A 15,754-nucleotide genomic window follows, 5' to 3' on the forward strand; every position below is an offset into this window, starting at 1 on the left:
GTCTGGGCCGGCGCGGGCGCGCGGTGTTCACGACGGGCGGGTGCCGGTGACCACCGTGGCGTGCGCCTCCTCCGAGGTGGTGACCCGGGGCAGCAGCCCGGCGAGGCCGAAGGCCGCGGCCGCGAGCGGCGCCTGACGCTCGCTCGTCTCCACGAGCAGGTGGCCGCCGGGCGCGAGCCAGGCGGGCGCCCCCGCCGCCGCGCGCCGTACGACGTCGAGACCGTCGGCGCCGCCGTCGAGGGCGACCCGCGCCTCGTGCTCGCGCGCCTCCGCCGGCAGCAGCGCGACCTCGTCGGTGGGCACGTACGGCACGTTCGCGGCCAGGACGCCGACGCGTCCCCGCAGCGCATCGGGGAGCGGCTCGTACAGGTCGCCCTCGTGGACCCGGCCCGTGCCCGCGAGGTTGCGCCGGGCGCACCGCACCGCGGCCGGGTCGACGTCGGCGGCGTGCAGCTCGACCGGGGCCAGCGCCGCCGCCAGTGCGAGCCCCACCGCGCCCGATCCGCAGCACAGATCCACCACGACGAGCGGCCGGGGCGCCTCGCGGGCCAGCGCGACGGCCCGGCGGACGAGGAACTCGGTACGGCGGCGGGGCACGAAGACGCCGGTGTCGACGGCGACGCGCAGGCCGCAGAACTCCGCCCAGCCGAGGACGTGCTCGAGCGGCAGCCCGGAGGCCCGGCGTTCGACCATGGCGGTGAGGTCGTCCGGCGTCCGCGCGGCGGAGACGAGCAGCCGCGCCTCGTCCTCGGCGAAGACGCAGCCTGCGGCGCGGAGCCTGGTGACGACGGCGGTGGGGGAGAGAGGGGAGGTCATGAGAGCGCCTTTCCAATGGTGAGGGCGCCCTCGCGTCACCTATCCGAGGCGAGTCGAGGCAGATGAGAGCGCCCGGCCTGCTCTGGCGGTAATGGGGCTCACCTCCTCGGTCGCCGGAGACCGCAAGATTACCGGACCCGGCCGCGGAGCGGCGCGACCCGGCTCCGAGGACTAAGCTGGCGCGATTCATGATCTTTTGGACATTTCGGAGGAGGGTGCGCCGTGACGGGTGTGGGGGGCGGCGGGTGGACGACCGATGCCGGAGGGCGACTGCCGCAGGGAGTCGACGTCACCCGGCCGAGCATCGCCCGGGTCTATGACTACCTTCTCGGCGGAAAGGACAACTTTCCCCCGGACCGCGAGCTGGGCGAGAACATCAAGAAGGCCCTGCCCGAGGTCCACCTCGGCGTACGTGCCCAGCGGATGGTGCTGGGCCGGGCGATCCGCTACCTGGTCGGCGAGGCCGGCATCCGCCAGTTGATCGACATCGGGTCCGGGCTGCCCACCGCGGGGAACGTGCACGAGGTGGCCCGCGGCATCGCCCCGGAGACGCGCGTGGTCTACGTCGACAACGATCCGATCGTCCTGGCCCATGCACGGGCGCTGCTGGCCGGCAGTTCCGGCGTGGCCGTGGTCGACCGCGACCTGCGTGAACCCGAGCGGCTGCTCGATGCGCCCGAGCTGCGTGCCGAGATCGACTTCGACCGGCCCGTCGCGCTGCTGCTCTGCGGCATCGTCCACTACATCAGCGACGAGGAGGATCCGGGCGGCCTCATCGCCCGTCTGGTCGCGCCGCTCCCGTCCGGCAGCCATGTCTTCCTCCACCACCTGGTCGAGGTGGGCACGCCCGGGGAGAGGGCCGCCGAGGCCGCGATGCGCCAGGGCATGGGCCGCGGCTTCTTCCGCACCCCCGACCAGGTCCGCGCGTTCCTCGACGGCCTCGAACTGGTCGAGCCGGGCCTGGTGCGCGTGCCCGACTGGCGGCCCAACGGCACCGAGGACTCGGCCGAGGAGCACCCCGTACTCCGCCTCGCCGTCGCCGCGGTCGGCCGCAAGCCCTGACCGGAAGGCCACGGCACCGCCCCGCACCCGGGGCGGTGCCGCTCGGAGAAGGCTCAGCGGGCGCCGAGCGCGGGGTCGCTCGCGCTGGGCCGGCCGGTCTCCACGTGACCGGCGAGGCGACGCAGGAACGTCTTGTCCTGGTCGGAGGTGACCGTCAGGTCGTACCAGCCGTGGCTGACGCGTGTCCGCGCCTCGTGCGTCGCGCTGCCGCCGGGGCGGATCCGGTACTCGGACGTGTGTCCGTCGGCGTCCTCGACGGTGAGACGGACGATCGCGCTCCCGGCGTTGGTCAGCACCAGCCGCACCCGCTCGACCGCGCCGTCGTGGCGCGCGGACACCTCCGGGCCCGCCGTCCCGGGGCCCCGCAGCCGTCGCAGGAAGCCGTTCGGGCCGTGCACCGTGACGTCGTACGCGCCCGGCGTCCACTCGCCGGACAGACGCCGGCCGGCACCGACGGTGAAGGTCCACGGCCCGTCCGTGTGCGTCGCCGACGTCACGTGGAAGCTCGCCCCGGCCGTGCCGCGGCTGGCGAAGTCGATCCGCAGGCCGCCGGCGGCGACCCGGCCGTCGACGGCCAGGTCGTACGGCAGCGGCCGGGCGGGACGCGAGCCGGGCTCCTGCCGCGGCAGCGCCGGCTTCGCCGGGAGCTTGGGCACGTAGTCGTCGTGCCGGTCGCGGTCGGGCGGCGTGTAGCGGCTGGTGTCGGGTAGCCGGGGCACCCGCGTGGCGGTACGCCCGAAGTCGAACGCCGAGGTCAGGTCGCCGCACACCGCGCGCCGCCACGGCGAGATGTTCGGCTCGCGCACGCCGAAGCGCCGCTCCATGAACCGGATGATCGAGGTGTGGTCGAACACCTCGGAGTCGACCCAGCCGCCCGTGCTCCACGGCGACACGACGAACATCGGCACCCGCTGGCCCAGGCCGTACGGCCCGGCGGCGTTCCCGTCCCCGGCCGGCGGCCGGTACAGCTCCCCGGTGAGGTCCACGGTCGAGCGGGCCTGGTCCCCGGGAGCGTACGGGGGCACGACGTGGTCGAAGAAGCCGTCGTTCTCGTCGTAGCAGATGAACAGGGCGGTGCGGCTCCACACGTCAGGGTCGGCGGTCAGCGTGTCGAGGATCCGCGACACGTACCAGGCGCCGTAGTTGGCGGGCCAGTTCGGGTGCTCGGTGAACGCCTCGGGCGCGACGATCCAGGAGATCTGCGGGAGCCGCCCACTCGACACGTCGGCCTTGAGGATCTCGAAGAAGTCCTGGCCGCCCTTGGCGTTCGTGCCGGTGCGGGCCTTGTCGTACAGCGGGTCGCCCGGCTTCGCGCCGCGGTACCGGTCGAAGTAGAGCAGCGAGTTGTCGCCGTAGTTGCCGATGTAGGCGTCCTGGGTCCAGCCCCACGAGCCCGTGGCGTCCAGGCCCTCGCCCGCGTCCTGGTAGATCTTCCAGGAGATCCCGGCCTGCTCGAGCCGCTCGGGATAGGTCGTCCAGGAGTAACCCAGCTCGTCGTTGCCGAGGACCGGGCCGCCGCCCTTGCCGTCGTTGCCGGTGTATCCGCTCCACATGTAGTAGCGGTTCGGGTCGGTCGGCCCGAGCAGCGAGCAGTGGTAGGCGTCACAGATCGTGAACGCGTCCGCCAGCGCGTAGTGGAACGGGATGTCCTCGCGCGTGAAGTACGCCATCGTCGTGGCGGTCTTGGCCGGGATCCACCGGTCGTAGCGGCCCTGGTTCAGCGCGGCGTGCCCGCCGTTCCAGCTGTGGTCCAGGTCCTGCAGGAACACCATGCCAAGGTCGTCGACCTCGGGGCGGAAGGGGAGTACGTCCCGCGTTCCGTCGGACTGGTACCAGACCGGCTTGCCGCTCGGCAGGGTCACCGGGTGCGGGTCGCCGAAGCCGCGTACGCCGCGGAGCGTGCCGAAGTAGTGGTCGAAGGAACGGTTCTCCTGCATCAGGACGACGATGTGCTCGACGTCGTGCAGCGTGCCGGTGCGGCGGTTCGCGGGGATCTCGGCGGCGCGGGCGATGCTGGTGGAGAGCGCGGACGCCGCAGCGGTGCCGCCCGCCAGTTGCATGAATCTTCGCCGGTTGATGCCGGTCATGACAGCCTGCCTCAGAAATCGGCTCGGTGGGGCGAGACAGTGCTCTCAAGCGCCCGGCAACGATGCGCGGCAGGCGGGGAAACGGGCAGGGAATGCTGGGCCAACCTTGATCGTCATGTCCCGCGACGCGCTCACGGGCCGGCGCCGGCCCGCCCGCCGAGGGCGCGTTCGAGGGCAGGGGCCACGGTGTGGAGCCAGCGGAGCTCGCCGGCCAGGTACTCCAGGGAGGCGGCCGTCTCGGCCGGGGACAGCGGCCACGTGGCGATGCGCTCCGCGCCGGCCAGGACGCTGCGCCGCAGGGCGGGCAGGACGGCGCGGCGGTCGGGCAGGCCGTAGGCGTCCACGAACAGGCGCAGCCGGCGCGGCAGGTCGGGGATCGGGTCGAACCCGGCCTCGCGCAGGCGCCGATCGGGCGCCAGGGGCACGAAGGCCCACGCGGCCGCGGCCAGCTCGTCCACGGGATCGACCGGTCCCGCACTGTCGAAGTCGATGAACGCCGCGGGCCGGCCGTCGCGGTAGACCGTGTTCCAGGGGCCGAGGTCGCCGTGGGAGACGATCTGGCCGGGGCGAGGCGGGCAGGGGTGGAAGCGGTAGCCGGTGCGGTGGGGGCGGAACCCCCGCGACGCCTCATGGAGGTCGCGGACGAGCCGTCCGGCGGCGACGAGCGCCTCATCGCCGCGAGCGGGCGCGGGAAGGCGGTGCCCGCGACCCGGCTGCCAGCTCGGATCGGCGGCCACCTCCCCGTCCAGGTAGGTCACGACCTCGCGGTCTCCCTCGACGCCGAGGACGCGGGGAGCACCGGGAAATCCCACGCTCTCCAGATGGCGGAGGTACTCGTGGACCGCCTCCGACCACGGCCCCAGGGGACGCAGCACCCGCTCCCCACGGCGCAGGACGCCCCGCGTCATCCGCCCGCCGGCGAGCGGCTCGTCACCGTCATCCGCCACGGCGCCAGTATCCCCGTCTCCTGCCGACGTCGCCCACCCGAAGACGATCCTCCTGTTGGGAGCGTAGGAGGATGGGCTCGTGCGACCTATCATGCTTTCCGCCAACATGCCGCGTTCGTTCTATCGGGGCGCGGGCCGCATCGAACGCCTTCGTGGCGACGCCGCGCCGGCCGACGCGTACCACCCCGAGGACTGGATCGGGTCGGTGACCGCGCGCGCCGGCGCGGCGCCCGCCGGGCTGAGCACGCTGCCGGACGGGCGGACCCTCGCCGAGGCGATCGCCGCGGACCCCGAGCGGTGGCTCGGCCCCGGGCACGTCGCCGCGCACGGCGCGGACCCGGCGATCCTCGTCAAGCTCCTCGACGCGGGGGAGCGGCTGCCGCTGCACGTCCACCCGGACCGCGCGTTCGCCCGTACCCACCTGGCCTCGCCGTACGGCAAGACGGAGGCGTGGGTCATCGTCGACGCCGCGCCGGACGCCGCCGTGCACCTCGGGTTCGCGCGGGACGTCGACCCGGAGGAGCTCGCGAGCTGGGTCGGCGGCCAGCGGGTGGCCGCGATGCTGGACGCGACGAACCGCGTCCCGGTGAAGCCGGGGGACGCCGTCCTCTGCCCGGCGGGCGTGCCGCACGCGATCGGCGAGGGCATCCTGCTCGTCGAGGTCCAGGAGCCCACCGACTTCTCGGTCCTGCTGGAGTGGGAGGGCTACGACATCGAGGCCGACGCGGGTCACCTCGGGCTCGGGTTCGACCAGGCGCTGCGCTGCGTCGACCGCGCCTCCTGGGACGCCGGGCGGATCGAGGACCTGCGCCGGGCCCGCCGCGCGGGCCATGGTGTACGCCCGGGCGTCGACCGGCTGTTCCCCGAGGCCGCGGACGCCTTCTTCGCCGCCGAGCGCCTGCGGCCCGGCCCGGTCAGCGTGCTGGACCCGGCCTTCTCGGTCGTCGTGGTCGTCGAGGGGGCGGGCACGCTGGAGTCCGCGCACGCCGAGCCGGTCGAGGTGCGCGCCGGTCACACGCTGCTGGTCCCGTACGCCTCGGGCGAGTGCGTGCTGCGCGGCGAGGTCACCGCGATCCGCTGCCGCCCGCCGGTGTAACGCGTCAGTGACCTTTCGAAGGAAGAGCACGAGCGGAGGCTGACCGGTATCCGGTCAGCCCACCCGCCACACGTGCAGGAGGTGGTCGTGGCTGGTCATGACCGGCCGCCACGTCGGCGGCACCGAGGGCAGGACGGCGCGCGCGGCGTCGCCGCAGCGCGGGCAGGCGTCGCTGCCGACGCTGTAGACCACCACGTAGTCGCCCGACGGCGGCCGGGCCGATGAGGTCATCGGGCGCATGCGCCCGTGCCGGATCCGGTGGCCCGTCGAGGTCACGAAGTAGATCGGCAGGATCCGGAAGAGCTTGACGTCCACCCACACGGTCCGCGCCGGGGAGCGGGCCAGCCAGGAGCGGAACTCCGGCAGCGCGTCCGAACGGACCCGGTCCGACCCGATCCAGCCCGGCATGCCGGGCCGGCCGACGACGGCGAGCGCGGCCGTGGCCACCGCGACGCACGAGACCACCGCGCCCGCCCGCCGGCGGCCGGTCGGCCGCAGCGCGCGGACGGCGACCCACAGCGCGGCGATGCCGCCCAGCACGAACGCCGGGAAGATCGGGTACCAGTAGCGCAGCAGCTGCAGCCGCAGCTTCGGGTGGGCGGGGTTCAGCACGCCGCCCTCCAGCGTGAGCGGCACCCACAGCAGCATCAGCCACAGCGCGAACACGCCCACCCGGCGTTCGGGGAGCGTGGACGTGCGGCGCACCAGCCGGACGGCGACGTACGCCCCGGCCACGACCGTCAGCGCGAGCAGCAGCAGCATCCCCGGCGCCTCGGCCAGGCGGCCGAGCTGCTGGGGGAGCCGCCACAGGTACACCCACAGCGGCAGATTGTGGAACGTCCTGGCGACCTCCGGGCGGGAGGGCAGGTCACCGAGCCCCGACCCGGCGTGCAGCCGTGCGAGCGGGTCGCCGTACAGGTGGGCGTTGAGCACCGTCTCGCCGATCCCGGTGAGGGCGACCGGCACGAACCCCCACAGCCACTCCCACCGCCCGATCCGCCGCCACAGCAGCGCGGGCACCAGCGGCCAGACGAACACGATGAACTCGCGCGTGAGATAGCTCCACCCCAGCAGCACGCCGATGACGACCAGCCAGAGGCGACGCCAGGGCAGCAGCCCCTCGCGCACCGCGACCGTCAGCGCCACGGCCGCGGTGAACAGCGCCGTCGCCGGCAGGTCCGGCAGCAGCTCGGTGCCCGCCACCACGACGATCCCCACGCAGCCGAGCACGGCCGCCGACAGCGCGCCGACGAGGCGCCCGAACAGCAGGCAGCCGATCGCGTACACCGAGGCGAACAGCAGCAGCGCCGCCGCCACGGGGAAGGCGTGGTAGGTCACCTCGGAGTACCCGAACACCTTCATGACCAGCGCGGTCGGCCCGGTCAGCCCGATGCGCAGGTACTGGTGGTCGAAGATCGGGTCCTTCGGCCGTGACGGGAATGACCGGGCCGCGTCCATGTAGCGGCTGTGGTCGACCGGCTGCGGCACGGACAGGTCGCACAGCAGTACCACGGCGTACAGCAGCGTCAGGACGGCGCCGAGAACGACCGCCGGAAGCCAGGCGGGCGCCGCGCGCCGCTCGGCGACCGGCTCGGAAGCGGTGTCGAGCATCAGAACAGCACGTGCTCCCCGGCCGGCCCGTGGAACGCGACGCGCCCGTGCCGCATCAACTCCGCGTCGCTCACCTTCCAGGTGTGCGCCTCACGGTCGCCGCGCACGGACACGAAGTTGAAGCGGTCACCGGAGTAGATCCCGACGCCCTCGGCCCGCGCGCGCCGCAGCAGGTCGCTGTCGACCGCGCGCGGCAGGTCGGAGAAGCGCAGCTTCCGCAGCGCGTCGCCGTCGGCCAGGATCGTGCCGCCCTGGATCAGCTCGGCCTCGGTGTGCTCCAGGTGCGGGAAGCGCAGCAGCGTGACGCCGTGCGTGCGCATCTCGCAGTAGTGCGCGCCCTTCCCGACCAGGCCCGCCGTCGTGTAGTCGAAGGCGTACGCCAGGTCGCTCAGGTAGTGGTGCCCGTAGAGGTTGTCATCGTCCATCTTGGCCAGGTACGCGCCGTCGGCGGCGTCGATGCCGAGGTTGAGGATCGCGCCGAGCGTGAGAGAGGCGTCGGCGGACAGCACGACGACGTCCTCCAGCCCGGCGGCCCGCGCCCGCGCCCCCACGCCGTCCGCGGGCATCCCGTGCAGCACGAGGACGAGCTGGAGCGGCCGGTGGTCCTGGGCGGCGACCTGGGCGATGGCGTGGTCGATCTGGTCGGGCCGGTTGGTCGGCAGGATCACCGAGATGGAGCGTTCGCGGCGGGGCGCGGACACCCCGGCGGCGGCCAGCACGGTCTCGGCCCGGTGGCCGTACAGGTGCTTGGCGAAGACCTCCCGCATGGCCAGGTGACCGACACGGTCGCGCAGGTCGGCGTCCTTCATCAGCTCCACGAGCGCCTCGGTGGTCTGCTCGGGCGTGGACGACAGGCGGACGAGGTCGCCGAAGACGTTCTCCAGCGCGCGGGAGTGGCCCGACACGACCGGCGTCGCGCACGCGGACAGCTCGAACACCCGCCGGGCGCACATCGTCGGCGACTCGGTCACCGAGTTGACGTTCAGGAAGACCTTGTACGCCTTGTAGGCCGCGAGCATCCGCTCGTACGGGAGCGAGCCGACGATGTGGTCGGTGTACTCGGGCGGGAAGGCGAAGTCCGGGTCGTCGGAGATCCGGCTGTAGATGTGCAGGTCGAACTCGCGGGCGGGGCCGAGGATCGTCTCCATCTGCGCCGCGCGCTCGGGGTACTTCTTCGCGTGGTACGTCCCGGCGAACGCGACCTCGTGCCTGCGCCCGCCCGGCACCGCGACCGGGTTGTGGATGCGCGGCTGGGCGCCGAACGGCAGCAGCGCGACGCGGTCGTGGCCGACCGCCTCGACGTAGCGCGGGACGCAGTCGGCGTCCACGGTGAAGACGTGGTCGAACAGCTTGGCCGTCTCGATGAACCGGTCGAAGTTCGGCGGGTCCTCCTTGTTCCAGAAGACCGTCGGGATGCCCTGCGCCTTGCACCAGGCGACCAGGTCGCGCACCGGCTGCTTGGGCGCGCCCGCCGCGCTCATCATCGTGGCCCAGCGGCCGTCGTTGCCGTGCCAGGCCGACTCGACGAACAGCAGCGACGGCCGTTCGCGTTCGAGCACCTCGCGCCAGTCGTCCGGGCCGAAGGCGACCTGCTGCCACTCGTACCGGAAGGCGCCCGTGGAGAACACGTCGAGGATGACCGCGACCTTGATGTCGCGCGCCACCGGCCCGTCCGGGACGGGCACCTCGGGAATGTTGATCGCCGAGTAGTGGCCCGACAGGTCCGGTGAGCCCGCCGTCGTCTCCGGCTTGGGCTCCTCCAGCCGCGGCGCGGCCCGCAGCGCGGTGGCGACGTTCCTGGGCAGCCGCAGCGCCTGAGCCGGGCGCTTGGCGCTCCACAGCGCCTCGCCGAGCCGCCACCACTTGCGCGACTTGGCCGACTTCAGCTGCCAGGTGACGTACTCGGTGCGGTAGGACTGGTGCGCCAGCCGTGCCTCGAGGTTCTTCATCCGCGCGTTGACCTGCTCGTACCGCGCGATGGCGATGTCGTAGCGGCGCATCCGCTCCTTCTCGTCCTGCACCGCCTCCTGGATCGCGATCAGCGCCCGCTCCATGAGCGGCTGCGACGCGATGACCAGACCGTCCGGGTCGGCCATCGCCCCCGGCCGCCCGACGGCACGCAGGTACCGGTCGACGATGTCGAGTTCCTCGACGGTGAAGTGGGGCGCGAGCAGGCGCACCAGGGAGTCCACGTAGAAGGTGGCGTAGTGGTCGTGGTGGCGGCTCAGCCCGAACGGCGTGGTGAGCACGAGCCGGCCCGTCGGCCGCAGCACCCGGGCCGCCTCGGCGAGCAGCGGCGAGGCGTCCGGGGAGTGCTCGACGATCTCGCCCATGAGAACGGTGTCGAACGACCCGTCGGGAAAGTCGAGCGCGGTACCGTCGGCGAGCCGGAAGTCCAGCCGGGCCCGTACGTCCTCCGGCTCGTTCTCGCGTTCCGCCTTCGCGTACTCGACACGGTCGGCCTGGACGTCCACCCCGATGACGGTCAGCCCGCGCCGTGCGCACAGAATCGAGGCGATGCCCTGCGAACAACCGATGTCCAGGACGTCTCCGGTGGCCTGCGCGACGAGCCAGTCGATACGATCACGAGCGACCTGCTGGGTGCTTTCGGCCCAGATCTCGCCCTTGTAGACCTCGGAGATGCGATCGGAATTAGCCATTGAGCCTCTTGTCGTCGGATGTGGCCCAGCGACGCTAGCCGTGTTCGGCGAACGGACGGTGTCCAGCAGGAGACGCCGGAGTATCGACGGGGAAGAAGGTGGGCACATGGACGTCACCAGGGCGGGCGTACCGGTGGTATTCGCACTCGGCCTTCTCACCGCCGACGGGTAGATGGCATCTCCGCATCCGCCGGAGACGGTGCTCGGCTGGGTACGCGACGTGGTCGGCGGGCGCATCTCCTCGATCCGCTCGATGGGCATCCGCTCGACCACCCTGCACGCCGTCGACGCGGGCGAACCACCGCGGCGGCTCGTCGTCCGCCGCTTCCACGACGCCGAGCGGCTGCGTTCGGACCCCTGGTACGTCCCGGCCAACGAGGCGGCCGTGCTCGAGCTGCTCGACGACACCGAGGTGCCCGCGCCGCGTCTGCTCGCCGCCGACCCGTACGGGCGGATCTGCGACGTTCCGGCGCTGCTGACCACGCGGGTGCCCGGCCGTCCCGCCGTACGGCCCTGGGACATGGCGGGCTTCCTCGCCTCGATGGCCCAGGCGATGGCGCGCGTCCACGAGGTGCCGCTCGACACCGCGCTGCCCCCGTACGCCCCGTACCACGACCCGGCCGTACGCGGTGAGCGGCGCCCGCCGGAGTGGTCGGCCGGCCCCGAGCTGTGGGAGCGCGTGTTCGCCGCCCTGGCGGGGGACGCGCCGGAGACGCCCTCGGGCTTCATCCACCGTGACTTCCATCCGGGCCAGACGGTGTGGTCCGGCGACCGCCTGACCGGCATCGTCGACTGGACCACCGGCAGCCACGGGCCGTACGGGATCGACCTGGCGCGGATGCGGCTCAACCTGGCCGCCGAGTACGGGGTGGAGGTCGCCGCGCGGTTCCAGCAGGCCTACCGTGAGGCGTCCGGCCGGGATCTGCGGCACCCGTACTGGGACCTCACCGACGCGGCCGACGCGATCCTGGACATGCCGCTCCCGCGCACGCAGGAGGTCGCCGACCGCTACGGGCGCTTCGAGCACTGGGTCGCCATCGCGCTGTCGGAGCTGTGACGGCGGCCGACACGGGGGCGTCAGCTCCCGACGACGTGCGCCACGGGCCGCAGGTGCAGCAGGAACCAGTCGCGGGCCAGCGACGACACCTGCTCCAGTGCCCCGGGCTCCTCGAAGAGGTGCGACGCGCCCGGGACGATCTCCAGGCGCCCCTCGCCGGGCAGTTCGCGCAGCGCCCGGCGGTTCAGGTCGATGACGGCCGGGTCGTTCTCCCCGACGATCAGCAGCGTGGGCTGGCGGACCAGGTGCAGGTACTCCCCGGCGAGATCCGGCCGTCCGCCCCGGGAGACGACCGCCTGGACGATCTCGGGCCGCTCCGCCGCCGCGACGAGCGCGGCCGCCGCACCCGTGCTGGCGCCGAACAGCCCGATGCCCAGCCCCTCGGTGCGGGAGAACGCCGAGACCCAGTCGGCCAGTGCCGCGACGCGTGTGGCGAGCATGCCGATCGCGAACCGGAGTTCGGCGGTCCAGGCGTCGCGCTGCTCCTCCGCCGGGGTGAGCAGGTCGACCAGGACGGTGGCCAGGCCCGCCTCGCGCAGCACGCTCGCGACGTGCCGGTTGCGGGGGCTGTGCCGGCTGCTCCCGCTGCCGTGCGCGAACAGCACCACCCCGCGGGCCTGGGCGGGGACGACGACGTCGGCCTCCAGGATGACGTCCGCGACCGGGATGTGGCGGTTCTCCTCGACGGTGTTCATGTCCGCGTTCATGTCCGACCTCCGAACTCGCCGTACCTTCGACGCTACGCCTCGTCGCGCCGCACCCGTCGCCCGGCTCACCGGCCGGGGGCCGCCTCGCGGTACGCGATCGCCGTTGCCGGTGGGAGCGCCGGGTCGTCCGCGATGTCCGACGGCGTACGCGCCGGTTCCACCCTCGTCGAAGGCGGGCGCGTCCTGACGCGCGTCATGACCGATGGTTAGGATGGTCGGCGAAGAACGGTCTTGACGCGGTCGGAGAGTTTCCTTATCGTCGCGGGGCATATAGGAAGCCTTCCTAACAAACGTCGGCCGAGCACCGCCGGGCGGGGCGGGGGCCCGGGCGCACGCGGCCCGCGCGGGCCGCCCGTTCCCAGCGGAGGTTCGCGTGGCAGGTGCACCACCGGCCCGGTCCGGCCGTCCCGGCGGCACTCTCGCCGGGCGCACCGACCGCGGACGCCGTGTCCTGGCCGCCGGGGCGGCGGCCACGGCCCTCGCCTGCGTCCCCGGCGCTCCCGCGACCGCCCGGCCGGCCACGGCCACCCCGCACGTCGCCGCGCCGCGTCTGGTGCCGGAGCCCTCGTCGGTGCGGGCCGTCCCCGGAGTGACGTTCACCCTCACCCGCGCCACCCGGATCGTCGCGCGGCCCGGATCGGGTACGGCCGGGACCTACCTCGCCGGCATCCTGCGCCGCTCCACGGGCTACCGCCTGCCGGTGGTCGCCGGCGGCGCCGCGCACGACGTCATCTCGCTGGCCCTGTCCGGCCGGGAGCAGGGCGAGGCCTACCGCCTCGCCGTGAGCAGGACGTCCGTGCGGCTGGAGGCCGGCACGGCGGAGGGCCTGTTCCGCGGCGTCCAGACGCTCCGCCAGCTCCTCCCTCCGGCCGTGGAGGCGTCGACCGTCCAGCGCGGCCCGTGGACCGTGCCCGGCGTGCGGGTGGAGGACTCCCCGCGCTTCGCGTGGCGCGGCACGATGCTCGACGTCGCCCGGCACTTCTTCACGGTGGGTCAGGTCGAGCGCTACATCGACCTGGCCGCGCTGTACAAGATCAACACCTTGCACCTGCACCTGAGCGACGACCAGGGCTGGCGCATCGCGATCGACGGCTGGCCGCGCCTGGCCTCCTACGGCGGGAGCACCGAGGTCGGCGGCGGGAAGGGCGGCTACTACACGCAGGCCGACTACACCCGGATCGTCCGCTACGCCGCCGAGCGCTACATCACGGTCGTCCCGGAGATCGACGGGCCCGGTCACACCAACGCCGCCCTCGCCTCGTACGCCAGGTTCAACTGCGACGACAAGGCGCCGCCGCTCTACACCGGTACCGACGTCGGGTTCAGCTCCTGGTGCATCGCCAAGCCCGTGACGTACGAGCTGCTCGACGACGTGCTCGGCCGGCTCGCCCGGCTGACCCCCGGGCCGTACCTCCACATCGGCGGCGACGAGGCGCACAGCACGACGGCCGCCGACTACGCGACGTACATCGGCAGGATCGGCCCGATCGTCACCGCGCACGGCAAGAAGATGGCGGGCTGGAACGAGATCGGCGCGGGGCGGCTCCCGGCCGGGTCGGTCGCGCAGTACTGGAACACCGCCACGGGCTCGGAGAGCGGCACCAGGACCGTGCGCGAGGCCGTCGCCCAGGGCGCCAAGGTCGTGATGTCCCCGGCGAACCGCGCCTACCTCGACATGAAGTACGACGAGAACACCCGGCTGGGGCAGGACTGGGCCGGTCTCGTCGAGGTCCGGGACGCCTATGACTGGGACCCGGCCTCGCTGGTCGACGGCGTGACCGAAAAGGACGTCCTCGGCGTGGAGGCCCCGCTGTGGTCGGAGACCATCGTCACCGACGACGACATCGACTACATGGCGTTCCCGCGGCTGCCGGCCATCGCCGAGATCGGCTGGTCGCCGCGGGCGGCGCGGGCGTGGAGCGACTTCCGGCTGCGTCTCGCCGCCCAGGGCCCCCGCTGGTCGGCGCTGTCGGTGAACTACTACCGATCACCGCAGGTGCCCTGGCCGATGACCGCTTCGTGAGCCGCCCCGACCGGCGGGGCGAGCGGCGCCCGGGCGTCGGCGAGTTACGGATCCGGGGCCGCGCCCGTTGCGAATTTCCGTCCGCCCGATCCTCTTCCGCCGCCGTGACACATGGAGTTACGTTCGAAGTGTTCCACCAGGTCAGCGGGTGTGCCGATCCTCTGTGGATCTCCAACGAATCGCACCGCCCAACCCGTGTGGCCGGCGGAACGAGAAGAAGATGACGGGGTCCCGATCCGCCCCAGAAGGTCCGGCTCCGTCACTGGCCGGCCCTGACGCGCATCCGGGGGCCGGCGATACGGGCGCTGGACGCCGCGCCGGCTCAGGCAGCCCAGGCCGTGTGCGCCCGGCGCCCCTCAACCCGCCCTCCGCCTCGGCGGAGCCGGCGGACGATCGACGTTATTGTGCGATTTGGCCGACTGCATCGATGAATTCGAATGCGTCCGGAACCTGGTCCGCCGATATGCACGTGCACCGGGTATGTGCAGGATCTATGATGTCCGCAAATCGGATGTGTGCGTGCCGGGCCGTGGGTCTCCTCGCCGATCATTCGCCGCCATCGCGTCCGCTGGTCCGTGGTGGCTCACGACCCGTGAGGGCGTCGTTCAAAAGGGGGCGGGGATGCGTCCTGTCGGCAGCGACCCGCAGTCAGGTCTCCCCGCTGCGGCTTGGCGAAAGAGCAGCCGGAGCAATCCGAGTGGAAACTGCGTCGAGGTGGCACGGGCCCCCGCGGAAGCGGCCGATGGAGGCGCTCGGCGGGCGGCGGGCGGAGGCGCTCACCCCGCCGGGGCGGCGGGCCGGGACGCGGCGCCACGGCCCGGTCCGGCGGCGCTCCGGCCGGCCCGCGGGCCGGATCAATAACATGCGGCGCGTGGTCCGGGCCAGCGCCGTCTCCGTGGCTGGCCGATGCCGGACGTGCCCGGCCCGCGAAGATCGGATCCGCCCCCGTGACCGCTGCAGCGCAGGTCAGATGTCCGGGCAGCGTGCGCCGTCAATGGCCTGTTCCGGTTGTGTCCAGCACCACTTATTCGGCACGCCAGTACCGACAGGTAAGGTCATGACCAGCGCTGGGGAGCGGGAGGTGGCCGTTGAACGACCGTCTGTGGACGTGGCCGAACGCATTGAGCTTGGCCCGTCTGCTCGGTGTCCCCGTCTTTCTGTGGCTCATACTGATCGAGCAGGACTGGTGGGCACTGGGCATTCTGGTCTTCGCCGGGCTCTCGGACTGGCTGGACGGCAAGCTCGCCCGGATGCTCGACCAGACCAGCCGGATCGGCACGCTCCTGGACCCCGCGGCGGACCGCCTCTACATCTTCGCCACGCTCATCGGCCTGGTCGTCCGCGACATCGTCCCGTTGTGGCTCGCGGTCCTGCTCGTCGCCCGCGAGGTCTACATGGGCGTCCCCCTCTACGTGCTCAGGCGGCACGGCTTCGGGGCGCTCCCGGTCCACTTCGTGGGCAAGGCCGCCACCCTCTGCCTGCTCTACGCCTTCCCGCTCCTGCTGCTGGGCGCCCACTCGGGCGCGTGGGCCACGGTGCCGAAGGTCGTCGGCTGGGCGTTCACGCTCTGGGGGACCGGCCTGTACTGGTGGGCGGCGGTGCTCTACACCGCCCAGACCCGGCAGCTCGTCCGGACCGTGCACAGCCCCGGCGAACTGAAGGGAGCGGAACCCAGACCATGATCGGCG

The 15,754-nt window shown here is 72.9% G+C and carries 12 protein-coding genes; 6 read left to right on the forward strand and 6 right to left on the reverse strand.

Features of this window, described 5'->3' with window-relative positions; genetic code table 11:
* Nucleotides 1–27 precede the first annotated feature (27 nt).
* Nucleotides 28–816 (reverse strand): putative protein N(5)-glutamine methyltransferase, encoded by a 789-nt coding sequence (locus tag ABEA10_RS26095; RefSeq protein WP_345468494.1) that lies wholly within the window; start codon nt 814–816, stop codon nt 28–30.
* Between the two features lie 222 nt (nt 817–1,038).
* On the opposite strand from ABEA10_RS26095, the gene ABEA10_RS26100 reads away from it, so the two are divergent.
* A complete protein-coding gene (locus ABEA10_RS26100) occupies nt 1,039–1,878 on the forward strand; it encodes an SAM-dependent methyltransferase (RefSeq protein WP_345468496.1) in 840 nt (279 codons plus the stop codon).
* Nucleotides 1,879–1,931: 53 nt separating this feature from the next.
* Here ABEA10_RS26100 and ABEA10_RS26105 read toward each other — a convergent pair whose 3' ends face one another.
* The gene (locus ABEA10_RS26105) at nt 1,932–3,965 is read right to left on the reverse strand and encodes a phosphocholine-specific phospholipase C (protein ID WP_345468499.1); all 2,034 of its coding nucleotides are present in this window, start codon (nt 3,963–3,965) and stop codon (nt 1,932–1,934) included.
* Between the two features lie 131 nt (nt 3,966–4,096).
* Nucleotides 4,097–4,912 (reverse strand): phosphotransferase, encoded by an 816-nt coding sequence (locus ABEA10_RS26110; RefSeq protein ID WP_345468501.1) that lies wholly within the window; start codon nt 4,910–4,912, stop codon nt 4,097–4,099.
* A gap of 79 nt (nt 4,913–4,991) precedes the next feature.
* Here ABEA10_RS26110 and ABEA10_RS26115 point away from each other — a divergent pair, with 79 nt between their 5' ends.
* Nucleotides 4,992–6,008, forward strand: coding sequence for a class I mannose-6-phosphate isomerase (locus ABEA10_RS26115; protein ID WP_345468503.1), 1,017 nt, complete (start codon nt 4,992–4,994; stop codon nt 6,006–6,008).
* Between the two features lie 54 nt (nt 6,009–6,062).
* Here ABEA10_RS26115 and ABEA10_RS26120 read toward each other — a convergent pair whose 3' ends face one another.
* Entirely contained in the window at nt 6,063–7,619 is a 1,557-nt protein-coding gene (locus ABEA10_RS26120) for a glycosyltransferase family 39 protein (protein WP_345468505.1), read from the reverse strand.
* Complete coding sequence (locus tag ABEA10_RS26125) at nt 7,619–10,279, reverse strand: methyltransferase domain-containing protein (protein ID WP_345468507.1); 2,661 nt, start codon at nt 10,277–10,279, stop codon at nt 7,619–7,621. Before ABEA10_RS26125 ends, ABEA10_RS26120 begins: the two co-directional genes overlap by 1 nt.
* Before the next feature lie 172 nt (nt 10,280–10,451).
* Here ABEA10_RS26125 and ABEA10_RS26130 point away from each other — a divergent pair, with 172 nt between their 5' ends.
* Nucleotides 10,452–11,336, forward strand: coding sequence for a phosphotransferase family protein (locus tag ABEA10_RS26130; protein WP_345468510.1), 885 nt, complete (start codon nt 10,452–10,454; stop codon nt 11,334–11,336).
* Nucleotides 11,337–11,356: 20 nt separating this feature from the next.
* Here the strand turns inward: ABEA10_RS26130 and ABEA10_RS26135 are convergent, their stop codons facing one another.
* Complete coding sequence (locus ABEA10_RS26135) at nt 11,357–12,043, reverse strand: dienelactone hydrolase family protein (protein WP_345468512.1); 687 nt, start codon at nt 12,041–12,043, stop codon at nt 11,357–11,359.
* Nucleotides 12,044–12,416: 373 nt separating this feature from the next.
* On the opposite strand from ABEA10_RS26135, the gene ABEA10_RS26140 reads away from it, so the two are divergent.
* The 3 genes from ABEA10_RS26140 (at nt 12,417) to clsA (ending at nt 15,748) form a co-directional block, all read left to right on the forward strand.
* Complete coding sequence (locus tag ABEA10_RS26140) at nt 12,417–14,066, forward strand: beta-N-acetylhexosaminidase (RefSeq protein ID WP_345468514.1); 1,650 nt, start codon at nt 12,417–12,419, stop codon at nt 14,064–14,066.
* Between the two features lie 621 nt (nt 14,067–14,687).
* Nucleotides 14,688–14,927 (forward strand): DUF397 domain-containing protein, encoded by a 240-nt coding sequence (locus ABEA10_RS26145; protein WP_345468516.1) that lies wholly within the window; start codon nt 14,688–14,690, stop codon nt 14,925–14,927.
* Between the two features lie 227 nt (nt 14,928–15,154).
* A complete protein-coding gene (gene clsA, locus ABEA10_RS26150) occupies nt 15,155–15,748 on the forward strand; it encodes a cardiolipin synthase ClsA (protein WP_345468518.1) in 594 nt (197 codons plus the stop codon).
* The last annotated feature ends 6 nt before the right edge of the window (nt 15,749–15,754 follow it).

The sequence above is a fragment of the Actinoallomurus oryzae genome, from assembly GCF_039541955.1.
GTDB classification, from domain to species: Bacteria; Actinomycetota; Actinomycetes; order Streptosporangiales; family Streptosporangiaceae; genus Actinoallomurus; species Actinoallomurus oryzae.

What these genes read in the sequence shown, in the direction of transcription:
- ABEA10_RS26105 (WP_345468499.1), bottom strand. Translation starts at nt 3,965, where the DNA reads ATGACCGGCATCAACCGGCGAAGATTCATGCAACTGGCGGGCGGCACC.
- ABEA10_RS26120 (WP_345468505.1), bottom strand. Translation starts at nt 7,619, where the DNA reads ATGCTCGACACCGCTTCCGAGCCGGTCGCCGAGCGGCGCGCGGCGCCC.
- ABEA10_RS26130 (WP_345468510.1), top strand. Translation starts at nt 10,452, where the DNA reads ATGGCATCTCCGCATCCGCCGGAGACGGTGCTCGGCTGGGTACGCGAC.
- ABEA10_RS26095 (WP_345468494.1), bottom strand. Translation starts at nt 816, where the DNA reads ATGACCTCCCCTCTCTCCCCCACCGCCGTCGTCACCAGGCTCCGCGCC.
- ABEA10_RS26145 (WP_345468516.1), top strand. Translation starts at nt 14,688, where the DNA reads ATGCGTCCTGTCGGCAGCGACCCGCAGTCAGGTCTCCCCGCTGCGGCT.
- ABEA10_RS26135 (WP_345468512.1), bottom strand. Translation starts at nt 12,043, where the DNA reads ATGAACGCGGACATGAACACCGTCGAGGAGAACCGCCACATCCCGGTC.
- ABEA10_RS26125 (WP_345468507.1), bottom strand. Translation starts at nt 10,279, where the DNA reads ATGGCTAATTCCGATCGCATCTCCGAGGTCTACAAGGGCGAGATCTGG.